The organism is Bradyrhizobium sp. Pha-3, assembly GCF_042258615.1.
Classification (GTDB): Bacteria; Pseudomonadota; Alphaproteobacteria; order Rhizobiales; family Xanthobacteraceae; genus Bradyrhizobium.
Genome location: NZ_CP170152.1, coordinates 8,920,990 through 8,938,762 on the forward strand (window position 1 = coordinate 8,920,990; position 17,773 = coordinate 8,938,762).

Consider the following 17,773-nt stretch of genomic DNA (forward strand, 5'->3'; position numbering starts at 1 on the left):
CTATTTGACGGGGCCCCAACACTTTTCGTCGTCATCTTTTTCCGCTTTACTGCCGGCAACAGCCGGGCACGGATCCCTGCGACAGAACAAAATGGAGGGATCGCTTGGCATCGGTGGAACTGCGCGGCCTGGTCAAGCGGTTTGGGTCGTTTGTCGCTGTTGATGACGTCTCCCTTACGATCGATCACGGCCAGCTGGTCTGCCTGCTCGGGCCGTCCGGCTGCGGCAAGACGACGACGCTGCGGCTGATCGCCGGCTTCCTCGAACCATCGGACGGCGAGATCCGCGTCGGCGACCGCGTCGTGTCGTCGAAGGCGCGCACGCTGCCGCCCGAGCAGCGCAACATGTCGATGATCTTCCAGAGCTACGCGCTGTGGCCACACATGACGGTAGCCGAGAACATCGTCTATGGGCTGCGCCTGCGCAAAATGGATCGCGACACCATCGCCAAGAAGCTCGCCGCGATCCTGGCGACCACCAAGCTGGAACCGCTGGCGCAGCGCTATCCGGGCGAACTTTCCGGCGGCCAGCAGCAGCGCGTCGCGCTGGCACGCGCGCTGATCGTCGGCCCCGAGACGCTGCTGCTCGACGAGCCGCTGTCCAATCTCGACGCCAACCTGCGCGAGGAGATGCGGTTCGAAATCCGCCGCCTGCACGACGAATATCGCTACACCACGGTCTACGTCACCCACGATCAATCCGAAGCGATGACCACCGCCGACCTGATCGCGGTGATGAATGCCGGCAAGATCGACCAGCTCGGCAGCCCCGAAGACATCTATGCGCGGCCGGAATCCGAATTCGTCGCGCGCTTCATCGGCGCGGCCAATGTGATCAAGGGCACCGCGCGCGATGCGACCCATGTCGAGTTCGCCGGCGCGACGCTCGCGGTGGTCGGCGCCCGGCTCACGGCCGGCCAGAGCGCGCCGGTCGCGATCCGCCAGCATGAAATCCAGCTCTCGACGCAAGCCCCCGCAGGCGCGCAGAACACGCTCAAGGCCATCGTGACGCGGCAGGTCTATCTCGGCATGAACCGCGACTACATGGTGGAAACCCCCGACGGCACCTCGCTGCGGGTGACCACGCCGACGGAGACTGCGGTCGAGAAGGGCAGCGAGGTCTGGCTGACACTGCCGCCCGAGCGCTGCCGGGCACTCAGCCGGTAAACAACAAGAAACGGAGGGACGCGATGCGGAAACCGATTTCCAGACGCGATGTCCTGAAAGGCTCTGCGGCGCTTGCAGCGGGTGCGGTATTCGCGTCACCGGCGCGCGCCGCGGCACCCGAGCCGGTCGCGATCACGCCTGACCTGATCGCGGCCGCGACCAAAGAAGGCAAGCTCGTGTTCTATTCGTCGATGGACCTGCCGGTCGGCGAAAAGCTCGGCAGGGCGTTCGAGGCCGCCTATCCCGGCATCACCGTGCAGATCGAGCGCTCGGGCTCGGAGCGGCTGTTCCAGCGCGTGGCACAGGAATTCGACGCCAACATCCACGCCGCCGACGTCGTCAACAGCGCCGATGCCTCGCACTTCATTCCCTGGAAGAAGAGCGGCTGGCTGATGCCGTTCGTGCCCGAGGACGTCGCCAAGCACTTTCCCGACGGATATCGCGACCCGGACGGCATGGCCGTGACCACGCGGCTATGGCTGTCGTCGATCGCCTACAACACCAACCTGGTGAAGGCGGAGGATGCGCCGAAGAGCTTTGCCGATCTGCTCGACCCGAAATGGGCCGGCAAGATGGTGAAGGGCCATCCGGCCTATAGCGGCACCATCATGACCACCACGTTCCAGATCGTGCGCGAGCTCGGCTGGCCATATCTGGAGAAACTTGCGAAGCAGCGCGTGATGCAAGTGCAATCCTCGACCGATCCGCCGAGGAAGCTCTCGCTCGGCGAGCGCGCGGTGATGGCCGACGGCAATGAATACGGCATCGTGCTCCTGAAGGAAGCGGGACAGCCGGTCGAACCGGTGTACCCGACCGAAGGCACGCCGACGATCTCGGGGCCGACAGGCATCTTCGCCGGGGCGCCGCATCCGAACGCCGCAAGGCTGTTCCAGGCCTGGCTGCACACCCGGCAGACACAGCAATTCTTCGTCGACTTCACCGGCCAGTATTCGGTGCACGCCCAGGTGCAGCCGAAGGCCGGCCGGCGCAAGCTCTCCGAGATCAAGCTGATGAAGGAGGACCCGGCGGGGGTGGAAGCGATGACCGAAGAGATCAAGACGCGCTACGCGCGGCTGTTTCGGGTTTAGATGCAACGGCCCTCACAACAATCGTCATTCCAGGATGCGCCTTGCGCGCCCTCAGGTGCGCAATTGCGCACCGCGAATGACGCGGGGAGATAACTCGCATGACTCTCACAACCTCCTCCTCCCCCGCGGTCAAACCCCGCATCGACTGGACGCGCCCCGTCCTGTGGCTGTTCGCGGCCGTGCTCGTGCTGTTGATCCTGCTGCCGCTGTCGTGGCTCGCGATCTACGCCTTCACCGACAAGAACCGTCATCCGACGCTGCAAAACTTCGTCACGCTGTTCAGCAATCCCGATTTCCTCGATCCGCTGCTGACGACCGCGATCATCGCAACGACGTCGGCGCTGATCTGCTGCATCGTCGCGGCGCCGCTCAGCTGGCTGGTGTCGCGCACCGACATGCCGGGCCGGCAGACCATCCGCGCGCTGGTAACGGCCTCGTTCGTGACGCCGCCATTCCTCGGCGCGGTCGCCTGGGAGTTGCTGGCGGCGCCGAATTCGGGGCTGCTCAACCAGCTCTACCGGCTGTTTGCCGGCGAGGATGCCGACGCGCTGTTCAACATCTATTCGATGACCGGGATCATCTTCGTGATCTCCTGCTACACGTTCCCGTTCGTGTTCGTGCTGGTGGCCAATGCGCTCGACACCATGCCGGGCGAGCTGGAGGACGCCTCCGCGATCCTCGGCGGCAATGCCTGGACCACGGCGCGGCGGGTGACCATTCCGCTCGCGCTGCCCGCACTGGTCGCGGGCGCGCTGATCGCCTTCCTGCAGGCGATGACGCTGTTCGGCTCGCCGGCGATCCTGGCGCTGCCGGCCGGCTTCCACACCATGACGACCAAGATCTGGAGCCTGTTCCAGTATCCGCCGAAGCTCGAGCTCGCGGCCGCGGCCGCGGTGCCGCTGCTGGTGCTGACCATCCTGCTGTTGCAGGGCCAGAAGGCCCTGCTCGGCCGGCGCGGCTATTCGGTGATCGGCGGCAAATATGGCGCGCCGCGCCGGGTCGCGTTGCGCGGCTGGCGCTGGGCCGCGCTCGGCTTCTGCCTCCTGGTGCTGCTCAATCCCGTCTTCCTGCCTTACCTCGCGCTGCTCAACGCCGCGTTCTCGCCCAACGCCACCACGCTGGTGACGCCGTCGACGCTGACCTTGCACAACATCGTCTTCGTGTTCACCGAGCTGTCCTCGACCCAGCTCGCGCTGAAGAACACCGTGATCCTGGGCACCGCGACCGCGACGATCGGCACCATCCTCGCGCTCGTGATCGCCTATGTCACGACGCGGAAGGTGATCGCGGGCCACCGCATCCTCGGGTTCCTCGCCACGGCGCCGGTCGCCGTTCCCGGCATCGTGCTCGGCGTCGGCCTGTTCCTGAGCTACACGCGGCCGCCCTTCGTGCTCTACGGCACGCTCTGGATCCTGCTGCTGGCGTTCCTCACCATCAATTTGCCGTCGGCCTATCAGCAATTGCAGGCGGCATTCACGACCATTCATCCCGAGCTCGAGGAAGCCAGCCGCATCCTCGGCGCGACGCGGTTGCAGGCGCTGCGCCAGATCACCGCGCCGCTGCTGCGCACCGGCGTGATCGCGACCTGGTGCTTCATCTTCATCGGCGTGATGCGGGAACTGTCGGCGGCGATCGTGCTGTTCACCTCGCAGACCAAGGTGCTGTCGGTCCTGATCTACGATCTCAACGAAGGCGGCGACCTCGCCGCGATCGCGGTGCTCGGCATCGCGATGCTGGTGATCACATTCGCCGTGGTGCTGGCGGTGAACCAGATCCCGATGTCCGGCGGCAATGCGGGCGCGAAGCTGCGGAACGGGTAGCTCGCTCTCGTGTCCCGGACGCGCTGTAGCGTGACAACGCTGCTGCGCAGAGCCGGGACCCAGCGACCATGGGCCCCGGCTCTGCCGTGCACCGCTGCGCGCTGCACGGCGTCCAGGGCACGAGGTCATGCGAGCGGCAATGACCTACAGCCCCATCCCATCTGGCAATCGCCACATTCGTCCCGATATAAAGCGGAACCCCGCACCATGAGGATCGTGTGACAAAATCCGCCACCACAACATCGCCCCCTGTCGCGCCGCGCCGGCCGCATTCCTTCACCACCCACGGCATCACGGTGACGGACGACTATGCCTGGATCAAGGATCCGAAATGGCAGGAGGTGCTGCGCGATCCCTCGATCCTCGATCCCGACATAAGGAGCTATCTCGAAGCCGAGAACGGCTACACCGACAGCCTGCTCGGCCATACCGACGGCTTGCAGAAGCGGCTGGTCAAGGAGATGCGCGGGCGGATCAAGGAGGACGATTCCAGCGTGCCGTCGCCGGACGGCCCGTTCGCCTATTTCCGCAAGTTCCGCGAAGGCGGCCAGCATGAATTGTACTGCCGCATGCCGCGCGACGGCGGCGAGGCGCATGTCGTGCTCGACGGCGACGCGCTGGCAAAGGACCACGAATATTTCAAGTTCGGCGGCAGCCGGCATTCCAACGATCACCGCCTGCACGCCTGGAGCGCCGACACCAAGGGCTCCGAATATTTCTCGATCCGCGTCCGCGATTGGGCAACCGGCGGCGATCTGGACGACCTCGTCGAGGAGACCGACGGCGGCGTGGTCTGGGCCGCGGACTCCAGGAGCTTCTTCTACGTCAAGCTCGACGACAACCACCGCCCGATGCAGGTGTGGCGGCACAGGCTCGGCACCAGGCAGGCCGACGACACCCTGATCTATGAGGAGCAGGATTCCGGCTGGTTCACCCATCTGCACGAGAGCGCCAGTGGCCGCTTCTGCGTGATCGCCGGCGGCGACCACGAGACTTCGGAGCAGCGGCTGATCGACCTCTCCAACCCCGACGCGCCGCCGCGGCTGGTCGCGGCGCGCGAGGAAGGCGTGCAATATTCGATCGCCGACCGCGGCGACGAGCTGTTCATCCTGACCAATGCCGACGACGCGATCGACTTCAAGGTCGTCACCGCGCCGCTCGCCGCGCCCGGGCGCGCCAACTGGCGCGACCTGATCCCGTATCGCGAGGGCGTCTACGTGCTCGACGTCGAGCTCTATGCCGGCCACATGGTGCGGCTGGAGCGCGCCAACGCGCTGCCGGCGATCATCATCCGCGACCTCAAGAGCGGCGAGGAGCACGCCATCGCGTTCGACGAGGCAGCCTATTCGCTCGACACCATGGGCGGCTACGAGTTCGAGACCACCAACCTGCGCTTTGCCTATTCGTCGATGACGACGCCGTCGGAAGTCTATGACTACGACATGGCGACGCGGACGCGGGTCTTGCGCAAGCGGCAGGAGATTCCGTCCGGTCACAACCCGGCGAATTACGTCACCACACGCATCATGGCGACCTCGCATGACGGCGCGCAAGTGCCGGTGTCGATCCTGCACGCTAAGGATTTCGTCCGCGACGGCAAGGCGCCGCTGCTGCTCTATGGCTACGGCTCCTACGGCATGGCGATGCCGGCATCGTTTGCCGCCAACCGGCTGTCGCTGGTCGACCGCGGCTTCGTCTACGCGATCGCGCATATCCGTGGCGGTGCCGACAAGGGCTGGGGCTGGTATCTCGACGGCAAGCGCGAGAAGAAGACCAACACGTTCGACGATTTCGCCGCCGCCGGCCGCGCGCTCTGTGATGCGAAATATACGGGTGCAAAACGCATCGTCGGCCATGGCGGCTCGGCCGGCGGCATGCTGATGGGAGCTAGCGCCAACCGTGCCGGCGAACTGTTCGCCGGCATCGTCGCCGAAGTGCCGTTTGTCGATGTGCTCAACACCATGCTCGACGACACCCTGCCGCTGACACCGCCGGAGTGGCCGGAATGGGGCAACCCGATCGAGAGCGAAAAGGATTTCCGCACCATCCTGTCCTATTCGCCCTACGACAATGTCGCGGCCAAGGACTATCCGGCGATCCTCGCGATGGGTGGCTTGACCGATCCGCGCGTCACTTATTGGGAGCCGGCGAAATGGATCGCGCGGCTGCGCGCCACGATGCGCGGCGGCGGCCCGGTGCTGCTGCGCACCAACATGGGCGCCGGCCACGGCGGCGCATCCGGCCGCTTCAACCGCCTCGACGAAGTCGCGATCGTCTACGCGTTCGCGCTGTGGGCAGTCGGGATGGCCGACAAGGCGGAGGTGTAGCGGGGTCCCGTAGCCCGGATGAAGCGCAGCGAAATCCGGGGCAGTCGTGCCACATCCAAGAGTCCCGGATTACGCTTCGCTCCATCCGGGCTACAGGCTCCATCCAGGTTACGGATCGCAGTCGATCGCCGCGCTCCCTCCCTATCGTCGTCCTGGCGAAGGCCAGGACCCATACCGCGTGATCTATCGATGAAGCGCGGTGGTCGTACCACGGCGATGGATCACTGCCAGTCTTCGCCAAACCACGCCCTATGGTTGGGTCCCGGCCTTCGCCGGGACGACCGCGGAGTGTGCGGTAGCTACCGCCCCTTCGCCTTCCGCCAGGCCGCAAAATCCTTCAGCGTCTGCTCGTCGGTCGCGGGATAGAGGCCGAAGATGCCACGGCCGTTCTGGACCTGCTCGGTGACGAAATCCTCGAACGCGGTCATCTCGAAAGTCTCGTTCGCGATCTCGTCGGCCAGATGCGCCGGGATCACGATGACGCCGTCGCTGTCGCCGAGGATCACGTCGCCGGGAAACACCGGCGCGTCGCCGCAGCCGATCGGTACATTGATCTCGATCGCCTGATGCAGCGTCAGATTGGTCGGCGCGCTCGGACGATGATGAAACGCCGGGAAACCGAGCCGCGCGATCTCGGCGGAATCGCGGAAGCCGCCGTCGGTGACGACGCCGGCGCAGCCGCGCTTCATCAGCCGCGTCACCAGGATCGCGCCGGCAGAGGCCGCGCGCGCATCCTTGCGGCTGTCCATGACCAGCACGCTGCCGGGCGGGCAATCCTCGATCGCCTTGCGCTGCGGATGCGCGCGGTCGCGGAACACCTCGATCGTGTTGAGATCCTCGCGCGCCGGCATGTAGCGCAGCGTGAAGGCCTCGCCGACCATGGTCGGCTGGTCCGGGCTTAACGGGTGAACATCCTGGATCATCTGGATGCGCAAGCCGCGCTTGAACAGCGCGGTCGCAACCGTCGCGGTGGAGACGGATTTCAGCTTGTTGCGGGTGGCGTCGCTGAGTTTGGACATGACTTGCTCCTTTCGTCATTCCGGGACGCCGCGTAGCGGCGAGCCCGGAATGACAGCGTCAATAAATCGACGGCTCGCCCACCGGCTTGCCGAAACCGGTCTCGAGGAAATCGAAGTCGCAGCCCTCATGGGCCTGCTTGATATGCTTCGAGAACATCCAGCCGTAGCCGCGCTCGAAGCGCTGCTCGGGCTGCTTCCATTCGGCGCGGCGCTTGGCCAGCTCCGCCTCGGACACATCGAGATCGATGGTGCGCGCGGCGACGTCGAGCGTGATGCGGTCGCCGTTGCGAACCAACGCCAGCGGGCCTCCGATGAAGGATTCCGGCGAAACGTGCAGGATGCAGGCGCCGTAGCTGGTGCCGCTCATCCGCGCATCCGACAGCCGCACCATATCGCGCACGCCCTGCTTCACGAGCTTGGTCGGGATCGGCAGCATGCCCCATTCCGGCATCCCCGGCCCGCCCTGTGGGCCGGCATTGCGCAGGATCAAGACATGATCGGCCGTGACGTCGAGATCAGGATCGTCGACTGCCCTCTTCATCGAGGGATAGTCGTCGAACACCAGCGCAGGTCCGGTATGCTTGAGGAAGCGCGGATCGCAGGCGCTCGGCTTGATCACGCAGCCGTCGGGCGCGAGATTGCCCTTCAGCACCGCCAGCGCGCCCTCCTTGTAGATCGGGTTGTCGACGGTGCGGATGACGTCGTCATTGTGGACTTCAGCGCCTGCGATGTTCTCGCCCAGCGTCTTGCCTGACACGGTCATGCAGTCGAGATGCAGATGCTGCCTGATGCGGTTCATCAGGCCGGGCAGCCCGCCGGCATAGAAGAAATCCTCCATCAGATAGAGGTCGCCGCTCGGCCGCACATTGGCGATGACGGGCACCTCGCGGCTCGCGGACTCGAAATCGTCGAGCGAGATGTCCTGGCCGGCGCGGCGCGCCTGCGCAATGAGGTGAATGATGGCATTGGTCGAGCACCCCATCGCCATCGCGACCGTGATCGCGTTCTCGAAGGCCCTGCGGCTCTGGATCTTCTGCGGGGTCAGATCCTCCCACACCATCTCGACGATGCGGCGGCCGGCTTCCGAACTCATCCGGATGTGGTTGGCGTCGGCCGCGGGGATCGACGAGGCGCCGGGCAGCGTCATGCCGATCGCTTCCGCGATCGCGGTCATGGTCGAGGCCGTGCCCATGGTCATGCAGGTGCCATAGCTGCGGGCGATGCCGGCCTCCATGTCGATCCAGTCCTTGTCGGAGATCTTGCCGGCGCGGCGCTCGTCCCAGTATTTCCAGGCGTCCGAGCCGGAGCCGAGCGTCTTGCCCTTCCAGTTGCCGCGCAGCATCGGACCGGCCGGCAGATAGATCGCCGGCAAGTTCATGCTGGTGGCCCCTAACAGGAGCCCGGGCGTGGTCTTGTCGCAGCCGCCCATCAGCACCACGCCGTCGACCGGATGGCCGCGCAACAGCTCCTCGGCATCCATCGCCAGCATATTGCGATAGAGCATCGTGGTCGGCTTCAGCAGCGATTCCGACAGCGACAGCGCCGGCAGCTCCAGCGGAAAGCCGCCGGCCATCAGCACGCCGCGCTTGACGTCGTCGACCCGGCTCTTGAAGTGCATGTGGCAGGGCTGTGCGTCCGACCACGTGTTGATGATCGCGATCACCGGCCGGTCGCGCCACTCCTCCGGCGCGTAGCCCATCTGCATCGCGCGCGATCTGTGGCCGAAGGCGCGCAAATCGTCGGGCGCAAACCAGCGCGCGCTGCGCAATTGATCCGGGGTCTTGTTCTTCTTGGTCATCTTGGATGCGCCATCTGCTTCGATATTGCGTGTTGCGATATTGCTCGCACGCGCGCGGTCTCGGCACGCATGCCCTGCGCCACGCATATACAGGATTTCCGGACGCCTCGTCCCGCGCGCGGCGCAGACGTGCCGTTCGCCGCCTGTGTGCCGGGCATGCGCCGCACAAACCCCGCGATGTGGAAATCGCAGCGTGAACCGGCCTTGGCCGATCTCGGCTTTCCTTGGCTTTCCTTGGCTTACTTCTGCTGCGCCGTCATCACGATGCGGACGAGGTCGGCGGCGTTGCGCGCGCCGAGCTTCTTCATGATGTTGGCGCGGTGATCCTCGATCGTACGCGGGCTGATCCCGAGGTGACGCCCGGCCTCCTTGTTGGAGGCGCCCGCGGTGAACTGCTCGAGCACCTCGCGCTCGCGGCGGGTCAGCGGCTCACGGCCGGGAAAGTGCAGCGCGGCGATGCGCGATGCCGAGGTCTCGGCCTGGCGCCTGGTATAGGCGTCGATCGCCTCGCTGAGGCGGCTGACGATCTCGTTGCCGCGGAACGGCTTCTCGATGAAGTCGAGCGCGCCGTTCTTGATGGCGCTGACCGCCATCGTGATGTCGCCCTGGCCGGAGATCATGAAGATCGGCGCCGGATAATCCTCGCCGTGCAGCTCCTTCAGGATATCGAGGCCGGATTTGCCGGGGATATGCACGTCGAGCAGGATGCAGGCCGGCGTCCGGCTGCGCGCCACCGCGAGCAGCGCGGCGCCGTCCGCAAAGCAGATCACCTTGTAACCGGCGGTCGACAGGACCACGGAAAGCGTCTCGCGAACGGCGGGATCGTCGTCGACTACAAAGATTTCCCCGCGAGGAGCGCCATTCTCAACCATATGTCTCGTCCATCAGTGGTGAAGCGTGCTGGCCAGACTGCACAAGAAGTAACTCGACCATCTCGATCAATGGACCCGTATTTGTACGGGACGTCCGCTTAACGCACAAGTAGCACCGCGTTCCCTAAAAGTGGGGAAGTGGAGAAACATGCATGGTAAATGCAGCGGCGGACGGCGTTGCGGTGTGCCTGGACGAGGGCAGCGATCCCTACAGCCTGATCCTGACGGACCTGGTCGCGCTGATCGGCCATGTCCAGGCGAGCCTGCGGCTGATCGAGGCGGCGATTGCGCGCGAGGCATTTCTGGCCGAGCAGGACGCCGCCGCCGACATCTTCCTGCTTGACGACGTCACCCCGCGCTATGTGGTGGCGTCCACGGCCCTGAAGGCCCGCGACGCCGGCCTCGGCATGGCGCTCGATCGGCTGCGCGATCCAGAGGCACCGGCGCGTCTCCTCAACTGACCGGCCGGACCGGCCACCGCCAAGTTCGGCGCCATGCTGCCGACGACGGCCCAACCGTCGAGGCGACGATCCGTTCCACATTTCGGATTGGCGACAGGCATCGTCCGCCCAGCCGTGGCAGGGCCTTCTTGAGGTCAGGCCTTCTTGATATCAGGCCCTGGCGCGCTCTTCGTCGGAGCCCGACCGCCGCTTGGTCGGCTTGCCCTTGAGGAAGCTGATGTCCATTTCGGTGCCGTTGACGCGGACCAGCTCACAGCGGCGATAGGCGAGCCCGGTCGACGACAGCAGGAGGAAGAACTCCTTCAGGTTGAGCCCCTGAATGGAACCCTCGACGGTCAACGCCGCGTCATTGTCGGAGATGGCATTGAGCTGGCAGTCGCGCCGCCAGGTGCCGTCGATGGCCATGATGCAGACATCGACGCCCCGGCTGAACGTGACACGCTCAATTGATTTGCCGTCCTCCGTCATCGCTCAATATCCGACCGCCATGGCAGGCCTCGGCATCGCGAGCGCTGGCCGCACCCCGCTCGGCCGGTACAGGCCGCGCCGTTCGGGAATCGGCTTGAACGCGTCGGTCAGGCCGACCACGGTTTCGGCGGCGCCGAGAACCAGGAAGCCGTCGGCCTCCATCAACCGGGCGAGCCGGTTGAAGGTGTTGATCTTGGTGTCCTGATCGAAATAGATCAGCACGTTGCGGCAGAAGATCACATCGAACGTGCCGAGCTGGGAGAAATCGTGCAGCAGATTGAGCTGACGGTGCTGCACCATCGCGCGCAACTCGGGATTGATCTGCCAGAGTTCTCCCGACTGCTTGAAATACTTGACCAGCAGCTGGATCGGCAGCCCGCGCTGCACCTCGAACTGGCTGTAGATGCCGGCCTTCGACTTCTCCAGCACCTCCTGCGACAGGTCGGTCGCGACGATTTCAATCCGCCAGCCCGCAAGCGCCGCGCCCATCTCCTTGAGGCACATCGCCAGCGAATAGGGCTCCTGGCCGGTCGAGCCGGCGGCGCACCAGATCCGGACGCTGCGGCGCGCCGCACGCGCCTTCAGAACCTGGGGCATGATGGTGTCGCGGAAATGGTCGAACGGCACCTTGTCGCGGAAGAAGAACGTCTCGTTGGTGGTCATCGCCTCGACCACCTGGACCGTATGCGTGGACGAGCCCGCCTTGATCTTGGCGATCAGGTCGGGGATGCCGGACAGGCCGCATTTGCGCGCCAGCGGCAGCAGGCGGCTCTCGATCAGATATTGCTTGTCCGCGGACAGATCGAGACCGGAATGGTCCTTCAGGAGCTTACGCAGATACTCGTAGTCGGGGGGCGTCACGGGAGCCTCGCAAAGGCAAAGGGTGAAACTGGGTATCAGGCTTCGGCCGACGCATCGAGCGCCAGCAGACCCACTTCCTGGAATTTCGCGATCACGATGTCCTTATCGAACGGCTTCATGATGTACTCGTTGGCACCGGCATGCAGCGCCCGCGAGATGTGGTCGATGCCGTTCTCGGTGGTGCAGAACACAACCTTCGGCACGTCACCGCCCGGCATGCGGCGGAGCTGCACGAGGAATTCGAAGCCGTCCATCACCGGCATGTTCCAATCGAGCAGCACCGCGTCCGGCAGCGCGCGCTTGCAGGCCTCGAGCGCGACCGCGCCGTCCTCGGCTTCGATGACGGTGAACTCCATTCCTTCGAGGATGCGGCGCGCGATCTTGCGCACCACACCGGAATCGTCGACGACAAGACATGTCTTCATAGGTTGGCCTCCTTGTAGAGTCCGCCGTCTCCGCGGCGGAGCGTTACGCTGCAGCTGCTGTCTTTGGCACCAGTTCGAGCACGCGATCGATATCGAGGACGACCATGAGCTGTCCGTCGAGGCGGTGAACGCCGCCGGCGAGCCTGGCCATACGGGGATCGAGGTTGACCGGGTTGTCCTCGCGGCCGTCGTTGGGCAACCGCAGCACCTCGCCGATCTGGTCGATCAAGAGGCCATAGGATTCGCCGCGCTGGTCGACGCCGACCGCCATCGGCGGCGTGCCGTCGTCGGCCTTCGGCAGGCCGAGCCGGGCGCGCATGTCGATCACGGTGACGATGCGGCCGCGCAGATTGAGCACGCCGGCGATCTCGCTGGAGGCCAGCGGCACCCGCGTCAGCCGCTCCGGCATGAACACGTCCTGCACCCGCGAGATCGGCAGGCCGAACAGCTGTCCGCCGATCACCGCGGTGACGTATTCCGCCATCGCGCCTTCGCTGGTCTCGGTCTTGCTGATCATCACTCTCGTTTCCCTTAAGCCGCCCGGCGCAGTTCGGCGGTCTGCTCTTTCAGCGCCGCGATCAGCCCGGGACGGTCGAACTTGGCGACATAGTCGTGGAAGCCGGCCTGCCGGCCGCGCTCGATCGCCGCCGGCGACACCATCGCCGACAGCGCGATGATCGGCAGCCCGATCAGGTTGTGGTCGCTCCGGATGTTCTCGGCGAACTCGAAGCCGTTCATCTCGGGCATCTCGATGTCGGTCAGCACGACGTCGAAGGCCTGCCCCGAGCGCAGCGCCGCGAGCCCTTCCTGGGCATTCGGCGCAGTCCGCACCTTGTAGCCGGCGGCCTTCAGCACCGGCGCCAGCATGTTGCGGAAGAACGCTGAGTCATCGACCAGCAGCACCGACTGCGCCGAAGCGGACGGGCGCATCTCCTTGCGCGAGAACCAGTCGGCAAACGCCATCGGCAGGAAATGGCCGACGTCGATCACCTCGGTGGCCTGGCCCTTGATCACGGCCGAACCCAAAATGCCGTCCTGGGAGCCCGCGACCTCGATGTTGAGCCGCTCCTCGACGATGTCGATGATCTCGTCGACCACGAGCCCCATCGAGCGGCCGTCGTCGGCGAACACCAGGATCGGCTGCGCGCCCTGGGTCTGCACCTCGACGCCTATCATCTGCACCAGCGGCATCAGCTGCTCGCGGTACTGCACCATGTAGCGGCCGTTCGAGAGCTCGATCTTGTCGGTTGCGATCTCCTCCAGCCGGGTGACGAGGCCGAGCGGCACCGCCTTGGGCTGGCTCGAGCCGGCGCGGAACACCAAAAGCGAGGTCAGCTGCTCGCCGCTCGAGGCATGCGCCGCGGCGTTGTCGTCGGCCATGTCATGGGCCGAGGAGCCGGACGCGCCGAGCGCCTTGGCAATCCCGTTGGGGTCGATGATCATGATCACGGCGCCATCGCCCAGGATGGTGTTGCCGGAGAACATGTCGATGTGCCGCAGTTTCGTGGACATCGGCTTGACCACGATCTCCTCGGTGTGGAACACGCCGTCGACCACGATACCGAAGGTCTGGCTGCCGACTTGCGTCACCACGATGAAGCCGTTCTCGGCATCTGACGTGGTCGCGCCATCGTCGATCTTGAGCAACTTCTTGAGATGGATCAGCGGCAGCAGCTTGTTGCGCAGTCTGAGGACCGCGGTGTCCTTGATCCGCTCGATGCGGTGCTCGGAGTTGGCGCGCGCGCGCACCAGCTCGACGACGGACAATTGGGGAATTGCAAACCGGTCGCCGCCGGCTTCCACGATCAAGGCGGAGACGATCGCCAAGGTCAGCGGGATCTTGATGGTGACGGAGGCGCCCTCGCCGGCCACGCTCTTGATGTCGATGGTGCCGCCGATCTGGTCGATATTGGTGCGCACCACGTCCATGCCGACGCCGCGGCCGGACACCGAGGTCACTTGCGCGGCGGTCGAGAAGCCCGGCGCGAAGATGAACTTGTGGATCTGGGCCTCGGTCATCTTCTCCAGTTCAGCCTCGGTGACGAGACCGTTCTGGAGCGCCTTGGCCTTGATCCGCTCGGTGTTGAGCCCGCGGCCATTGTCGGCGATGCAGATGATGATGTGGCCGCCCTCGTGATAGGCGGACAGGCGAATGGTGCCCTGCTCTCCCTTGCCGCTAGCGACCCGCTCGGCGGTGGTCTCCAGGCCATGATCGGCGGAGTTGCGCACCATGTGCGTCAACGGATCCTTGATCAGGTCGAGCACCTGGCGGTCGAGCTCGGTGTCGGCGCCGTGCATCTCGAGCTCGATCTGCTTGCCGAGTTCGCCGGAGAGGTCGCGGACGATGCGCGGCAGCTTCTGCCAGGCATTGCCGATCGGCTGCATGCGCGTCTTCATGACGCCTTCCTGCAGCTCGGCGGTGACATTGGAGAGCCGCTGCAGCGGCACCTTGAACTCGGTGTCCTCGTTGCGCCTGCTGATCTCGAGCAGCTGGTTGCGGGTCAGCACCAGCTCGGAGACCATGGTCATGAGGTGTTCGAGGGTGTCGACATTGACCCGGATCGACTGGTTGGCGATCTTGTCGCCTTCCTGGACAACATCCTCGGTGGCGGCCTTGCGGGCCGGCTTCTTTGCAGCCTCGGCCGGCTGGGCTGCGGGCGCAGCGGCGACGGGCTTCGCGACCGGCGCGGGCGCGGGCGCTGCGACTTCAATGTCGGTCTCGCGGAAGGCGCGCTCGAGCTCGTCGAGCGAGACCTCGCCCGGGCGCAGTGGACGCTCCAGCGTCTGCACCACCAGCGTGCCCTCGCTCATCGCCGCCTGCACGGGTGGAGATTCAACGACAGGCATGTCTTCAGCAGCAGCCTCACCGGCAGCCATGGCCGCCATGCCGTGCTCGACCATCGCTTCCAGCTGATCGATCAGGTCGCGGTCGTTGCCTTCGGGCTCGGCCTCGGTCGCCTCGAGCCCGCCAAGGATCTCCTTGATGCGGTCGATCGAGGACAGGATCAGCGTCACGGCTTCCGCCTTCACCGGCATGCCGTCGCGGAATTTGCCCATCAGGGTCTCGCCGGCATGCGCCAGCGCTTCCAGCCGCGGCAGCCCGAGGAAGCCGCAGGTCCCCTTGATCGTGTGCACAAGCCGGAAAATGTTGTCCAGGATCTTCGCGTTGTTCGGATCCTGCTCGAACTGCACCAGTTGGTTGTCGACCGTATCCAGGCTCTCGCTGCTCTCCGTCAGGAACTCGCGCAACAGATCGTCCATGGATGGGTCCCCTCAAGGTGCTACGGAACGCGGGCCTCGCATCGATAACTTTGCCGGCTTCACGGCGACGTTAATTTTGTCGTCCGTGCAAATACGGACGATGAAGCCGTTCAAGGACGACGCATCACCACATCGCGGCCGGTTTCACAGCAACAAGCCCTTACCACCCGGACGGGAAAGAGCCCGTTCCACCTGTCGTCGCAATTTGAACGAAATGAAATCGAGGGACGGTCAAATCCGGCGAAACGCTGCGGCCATGACATCCGGCTGCAGCAGAGCGCGATCGCCCAAGGGTTGAACATGGGTTGAAGCGGCGGGATGGTTAAGCGAACCCAAAAGCAAAGGCGGCGGAGTTTCCTCCGCCGCCTCGTTAGTCGTTGTCTGTCGCGGCTACGCTTAGCGGAGCAGCTGCAGAACGCTCTGCTGCGACTGGTTGGCCAGAGCGAGCGCGGACACCGCGATCGACTGGCGGGTCGACAGCGCCTGGCTGTTGGCCGCTTCCTCGTTGGTGTCGGCCAGCGTCAGGTTGGACGAGCCGGTCTGCAGCACGTTGATCAGGTTCTTCGAGAAGTCCTGGCGGATCTGCACGATCGACAGGTTCGAACCGAGGGTCGAAGCCTGGGTGCGCAGCAGGCCGCTCGCGCTGTTGAGCGTCTTCAGCGTGGCGTTGGCCGAAGCGTTGTCGATGAAGTCCGTGCCGGCGGTCAGCTTGGTGAGGTTGAGGCCGGAGGCATCGAAGGTGACGCCCTGGATCTTCAGCGTCGAGGAGCCCGTCTCGTTGAAGGTCAGCTTGAGCTGATCGCCATTGAGCAGGTTGATGCCGTTGTACGACGCGTCCTGGGCGGTCGTGGTGATCTGGTCCAGGATGTTGTTGTACTGATTGACCAGGTTGGCGCGGTTCGCCAGCCCGTTCGGATCCTGCACCGGGGCGCTGCCCACAAGGGCGTTGAACAGCTTGCCGGCGCCGGCTGCCGTGCCACCGATCGTGCCGATGGTCGCGGACGCAGCATCGTTGGTGGTGCTGATGGTGAGCGCTCCGCCCGCGCTGAGCGACGCCTGCAGGTTGTTCGCCGACAGCGCGTTGTTCAGGTCGTTGAGGGACTTCACCTGACCCGCGCCGCTACCAAACGTAATGTTGGTGGCCTTGCCGTTGCCGGTCGCGCCGATCGTCAGCGTCAAGCCATCCAGCGGCGAAGGCGTTGCCACGGTGCGTGCCTTGGTTCCGGCGGTAAGGCCGAAAGCGGCCAAGCCCGAGCCGGAGATGTTGAGATCCTGGTTGGTGCCGGTGCTGATCTGGAGCGCACCAGCCGCCACGGTGGAGGCGGTGGCCGTGCCGGTGATGCCGTCGATCGCGGTGAGCAGGTCGCCGACCGTCAGCGTGCTGCCCGCGCCGGTGCCGAGGGTGACGTTGCCGGACGAATCGGTCGTCGAAGTGGTCTGCGAGGTCGAGAAGGTGATCGACTTGCCATTGACGCTGATCGTGCCGGTCGGGGTCGCCGCCAGGGTATCGGAGTTGGTCGCAGTGACGAGCTTAGTGGCGGCCGTGATCGGCGCGGCGGCCGTGAGATTGTTGTTGACGGCCGTACCAGCGAGGGTCGCATTGCTGTAGGTGGCGGTGCCACGGATATCGTCGGTGGTCGCGCCGGTGACCACGGCGGTCGTCACCTGCGACTTCTGGGAATAGCCGACCGCAGCCTGCAGGGCCTGGTTGGCGACCGACTTGGCGCTGTCAACGAGCTTCTGCAGCGAAGTGATGCCGGTGTTGGCGGCCTGCAGCACCTGCACGCCGTTGCCGATTCCGTCCAGCAGGTTGTTGATGTCGCTGGCGCGGTTGTCGAGCGACTGCGCCGTGAAGAAGTTGGTCGGATTGTCGAGAGCGGTGTTGACCTTCTTGCCGGTGGACAAGCGATTCTGCGTGGTGGCAAGCAGGTCGGCCGTCGACTGCAGCGAAAGCAGGTTCTGACGGACCGACGACGAAAGGACGATGCCGGACATACTGGTACCCTTCTGGATGAACACGATTGACGCGACGCCGTAAATTTCGCACGGCGACTGGTGCCACACTGGTCCGTCCGCGCTACCCGTTCGTTAAAGCGCTGCTCCGTACAAATACCCAGGATGGCTTTGCCGGTAATTCTACGTCCGCCGCTCAGGCGCCCGGCTGCGCGGCGCCTATCCGCCGCCGGATCAATCTCGTGAAAGCGAAT

Annotated in this window: 14 protein-coding genes; 5 read left to right on the forward strand and 9 right to left on the reverse strand. The window is 65.1% G+C overall.

Annotated features, from left to right (window positions below; genetic code table 11):
• Nucleotides 1-113 precede the first annotated feature (113 nt).
• The 4 genes from ACE10Z_RS41620 to ACE10Z_RS41635 all read left to right on the forward strand — a co-directional run bounded on the left by ACE10Z_RS41620 (nucleotide 114) and on the right by ACE10Z_RS41635 (nucleotide 6,401).
• The gene (locus ACE10Z_RS41620) at nucleotides 114-1,166 is read left to right on the forward strand and encodes an ABC transporter ATP-binding protein (protein WP_375790054.1); all 1,053 of its coding nucleotides are present in this window, start codon (nucleotides 114-116) and stop codon (nucleotides 1,164-1,166) included.
• A 23-nt stretch (nucleotides 1,167-1,189) separates the two neighbouring features.
• Nucleotides 1,190-2,254, forward strand: a complete 1,065-nt coding sequence (locus tag ACE10Z_RS41625) for an ABC transporter substrate-binding protein (protein WP_375785860.1) — start codon at nucleotides 1,190-1,192, stop codon at nucleotides 2,252-2,254.
• 98 nt (nucleotides 2,255-2,352) lie between these two features.
• On the forward strand, nucleotides 2,353-4,074 hold the full coding sequence (locus ACE10Z_RS41630; RefSeq protein ID WP_375785861.1) for an ABC transporter permease: 1,722 nt from the start codon (nucleotides 2,353-2,355) through the stop codon (nucleotides 4,072-4,074).
• Between the two features lie 218 nt (nucleotides 4,075-4,292).
• A complete protein-coding gene (locus ACE10Z_RS41635; RefSeq protein WP_375785862.1) occupies nucleotides 4,293-6,401 on the forward strand; it encodes a S9 family peptidase in 2,109 nt (702 codons plus the stop codon).
• A 299-nt stretch (nucleotides 6,402-6,700) separates the two neighbouring features.
• Here ACE10Z_RS41635 and ACE10Z_RS41640 read toward each other — a convergent pair whose 3' ends face one another.
• The 3 genes from ACE10Z_RS41640 to ACE10Z_RS41650 all read right to left on the reverse strand — a co-directional run bounded on the left by ACE10Z_RS41640 (nucleotide 6,701) and on the right by ACE10Z_RS41650 (nucleotide 10,090).
• Nucleotides 6,701-7,420, reverse strand: coding sequence for a ribonuclease activity regulator RraA (locus ACE10Z_RS41640; RefSeq protein ID WP_375785863.1), 720 nt, complete (start codon nucleotides 7,418-7,420; stop codon nucleotides 6,701-6,703).
• A gap of 58 nt (nucleotides 7,421-7,478) precedes the next feature.
• Nucleotides 7,479-9,218 (reverse strand): L-arabinonate dehydratase, encoded by a 1,740-nt coding sequence (gene araD / locus ACE10Z_RS41645; RefSeq protein WP_375785864.1) that lies wholly within the window; start codon nucleotides 9,216-9,218, stop codon nucleotides 7,479-7,481.
• Nucleotides 9,219-9,457: 239 nt separating this feature from the next.
• Nucleotides 9,458-10,090 carry a response regulator gene (locus ACE10Z_RS41650; protein WP_342725696.1) on the reverse strand — a complete coding sequence of 211 codons (633 nt, stop codon included), beginning with the start codon at nucleotides 10,088-10,090 and terminating at the stop codon, nucleotides 9,458-9,460.
• Nucleotides 10,091-10,242: 152 nt separating this feature from the next.
• Between ACE10Z_RS41650 and ACE10Z_RS41655 the strand changes: the two genes are divergently transcribed.
• Nucleotides 10,243-10,551: a hypothetical protein gene (locus ACE10Z_RS41655; protein WP_375785865.1), complete on the forward strand. Its 309-nt coding sequence runs from the start codon at nucleotides 10,243-10,245 to the stop codon at nucleotides 10,549-10,551.
• Between the two features lie 150 nt (nucleotides 10,552-10,701).
• On the opposite strand, the gene ACE10Z_RS41660 is transcribed toward ACE10Z_RS41655, so the two are convergent.
• The 6 genes from ACE10Z_RS41660 to ACE10Z_RS41685 all read right to left on the reverse strand — a co-directional run bounded on the left by ACE10Z_RS41660 (nucleotide 10,702) and on the right by ACE10Z_RS41685 (nucleotide 17,561).
• Nucleotides 10,702-11,019, reverse strand: coding sequence for a PilZ domain-containing protein (locus ACE10Z_RS41660; RefSeq protein ID WP_146989739.1), 318 nt, complete (start codon nucleotides 11,017-11,019; stop codon nucleotides 10,702-10,704).
• A 3-nt stretch (nucleotides 11,020-11,022) separates the two neighbouring features.
• Entirely contained in the window at nucleotides 11,023-11,880 is an 858-nt protein-coding gene (locus ACE10Z_RS41665) for a CheR family methyltransferase (protein WP_375785866.1), read from the reverse strand.
• 35 nt (nucleotides 11,881-11,915) lie between these two features.
• Nucleotides 11,916-12,305, reverse strand: a complete 390-nt coding sequence (locus tag ACE10Z_RS41670; RefSeq protein WP_375785867.1) for a PleD family two-component system response regulator — start codon at nucleotides 12,303-12,305, stop codon at nucleotides 11,916-11,918.
• 43 nt (nucleotides 12,306-12,348) lie between these two features.
• Nucleotides 12,349-12,822, reverse strand: coding sequence for a chemotaxis protein CheW (locus ACE10Z_RS41675; protein WP_375785868.1), 474 nt, complete (start codon nucleotides 12,820-12,822; stop codon nucleotides 12,349-12,351).
• Nucleotides 12,823-12,836: 14 nt separating this feature from the next.
• Complete coding sequence (locus ACE10Z_RS41680) at nucleotides 12,837-15,566, reverse strand: chemotaxis protein CheW (RefSeq protein ID WP_375785869.1); 2,730 nt, start codon at nucleotides 15,564-15,566, stop codon at nucleotides 12,837-12,839.
• 396 nt (nucleotides 15,567-15,962) lie between these two features.
• Nucleotides 15,963-17,561, reverse strand: a complete 1,599-nt coding sequence (locus tag ACE10Z_RS41685; RefSeq protein ID WP_375785870.1) for a flagellin — start codon at nucleotides 17,559-17,561, stop codon at nucleotides 15,963-15,965.
• Between the last annotated feature and the right edge of the window lie 212 nt (nucleotides 17,562-17,773).

Excerpts from the sequence above, each read along its gene's own strand:
- ACE10Z_RS41625 (WP_375785860.1), top strand. The coding sequence starts at position 1,190 with ATGCGGAAACCGATTTCCAGACGCGATGTCCTGAAAGGCTCTGCGGCG.
- ACE10Z_RS41630 (WP_375785861.1), top strand. The coding sequence starts at position 2,353 with ATGACTCTCACAACCTCCTCCTCCCCCGCGGTCAAACCCCGCATCGAC.
- ACE10Z_RS41640 (WP_375785863.1), bottom strand. The coding sequence starts at position 7,420 with ATGTCCAAACTCAGCGACGCCACCCGCAACAAGCTGAAATCCGTCTCC.
- araD (WP_375785864.1), bottom strand. The coding sequence starts at position 9,218 with ATGACCAAGAAGAACAAGACCCCGGATCAATTGCGCAGCGCGCGCTGG.
- ACE10Z_RS41650 (WP_342725696.1), bottom strand. The coding sequence starts at position 10,090 with ATGGTTGAGAATGGCGCTCCTCGCGGGGAAATCTTTGTAGTCGACGAC.
- ACE10Z_RS41655 (WP_375785865.1), top strand. The coding sequence starts at position 10,243 with ATGGTAAATGCAGCGGCGGACGGCGTTGCGGTGTGCCTGGACGAGGGC.
- ACE10Z_RS41660 (WP_146989739.1), bottom strand. The coding sequence starts at position 11,019 with ATGACGGAGGACGGCAAATCAATTGAGCGTGTCACGTTCAGCCGGGGC.
- ACE10Z_RS41670 (WP_375785867.1), bottom strand. The coding sequence starts at position 12,305 with ATGAAGACATGTCTTGTCGTCGACGATTCCGGTGTGGTGCGCAAGATC.
- ACE10Z_RS41675 (WP_375785868.1), bottom strand. The coding sequence starts at position 12,822 with ATGATCAGCAAGACCGAGACCAGCGAAGGCGCGATGGCGGAATACGTC.
- ACE10Z_RS41680 (WP_375785869.1), bottom strand. The coding sequence starts at position 15,566 with ATGGACGATCTGTTGCGCGAGTTCCTGACGGAGAGCAGCGAGAGCCTG.
- ACE10Z_RS41685 (WP_375785870.1), bottom strand. The coding sequence starts at position 17,561 with ATGTCCGGCATCGTCCTTTCGTCGTCGGTCCGTCAGAACCTGCTTTCG.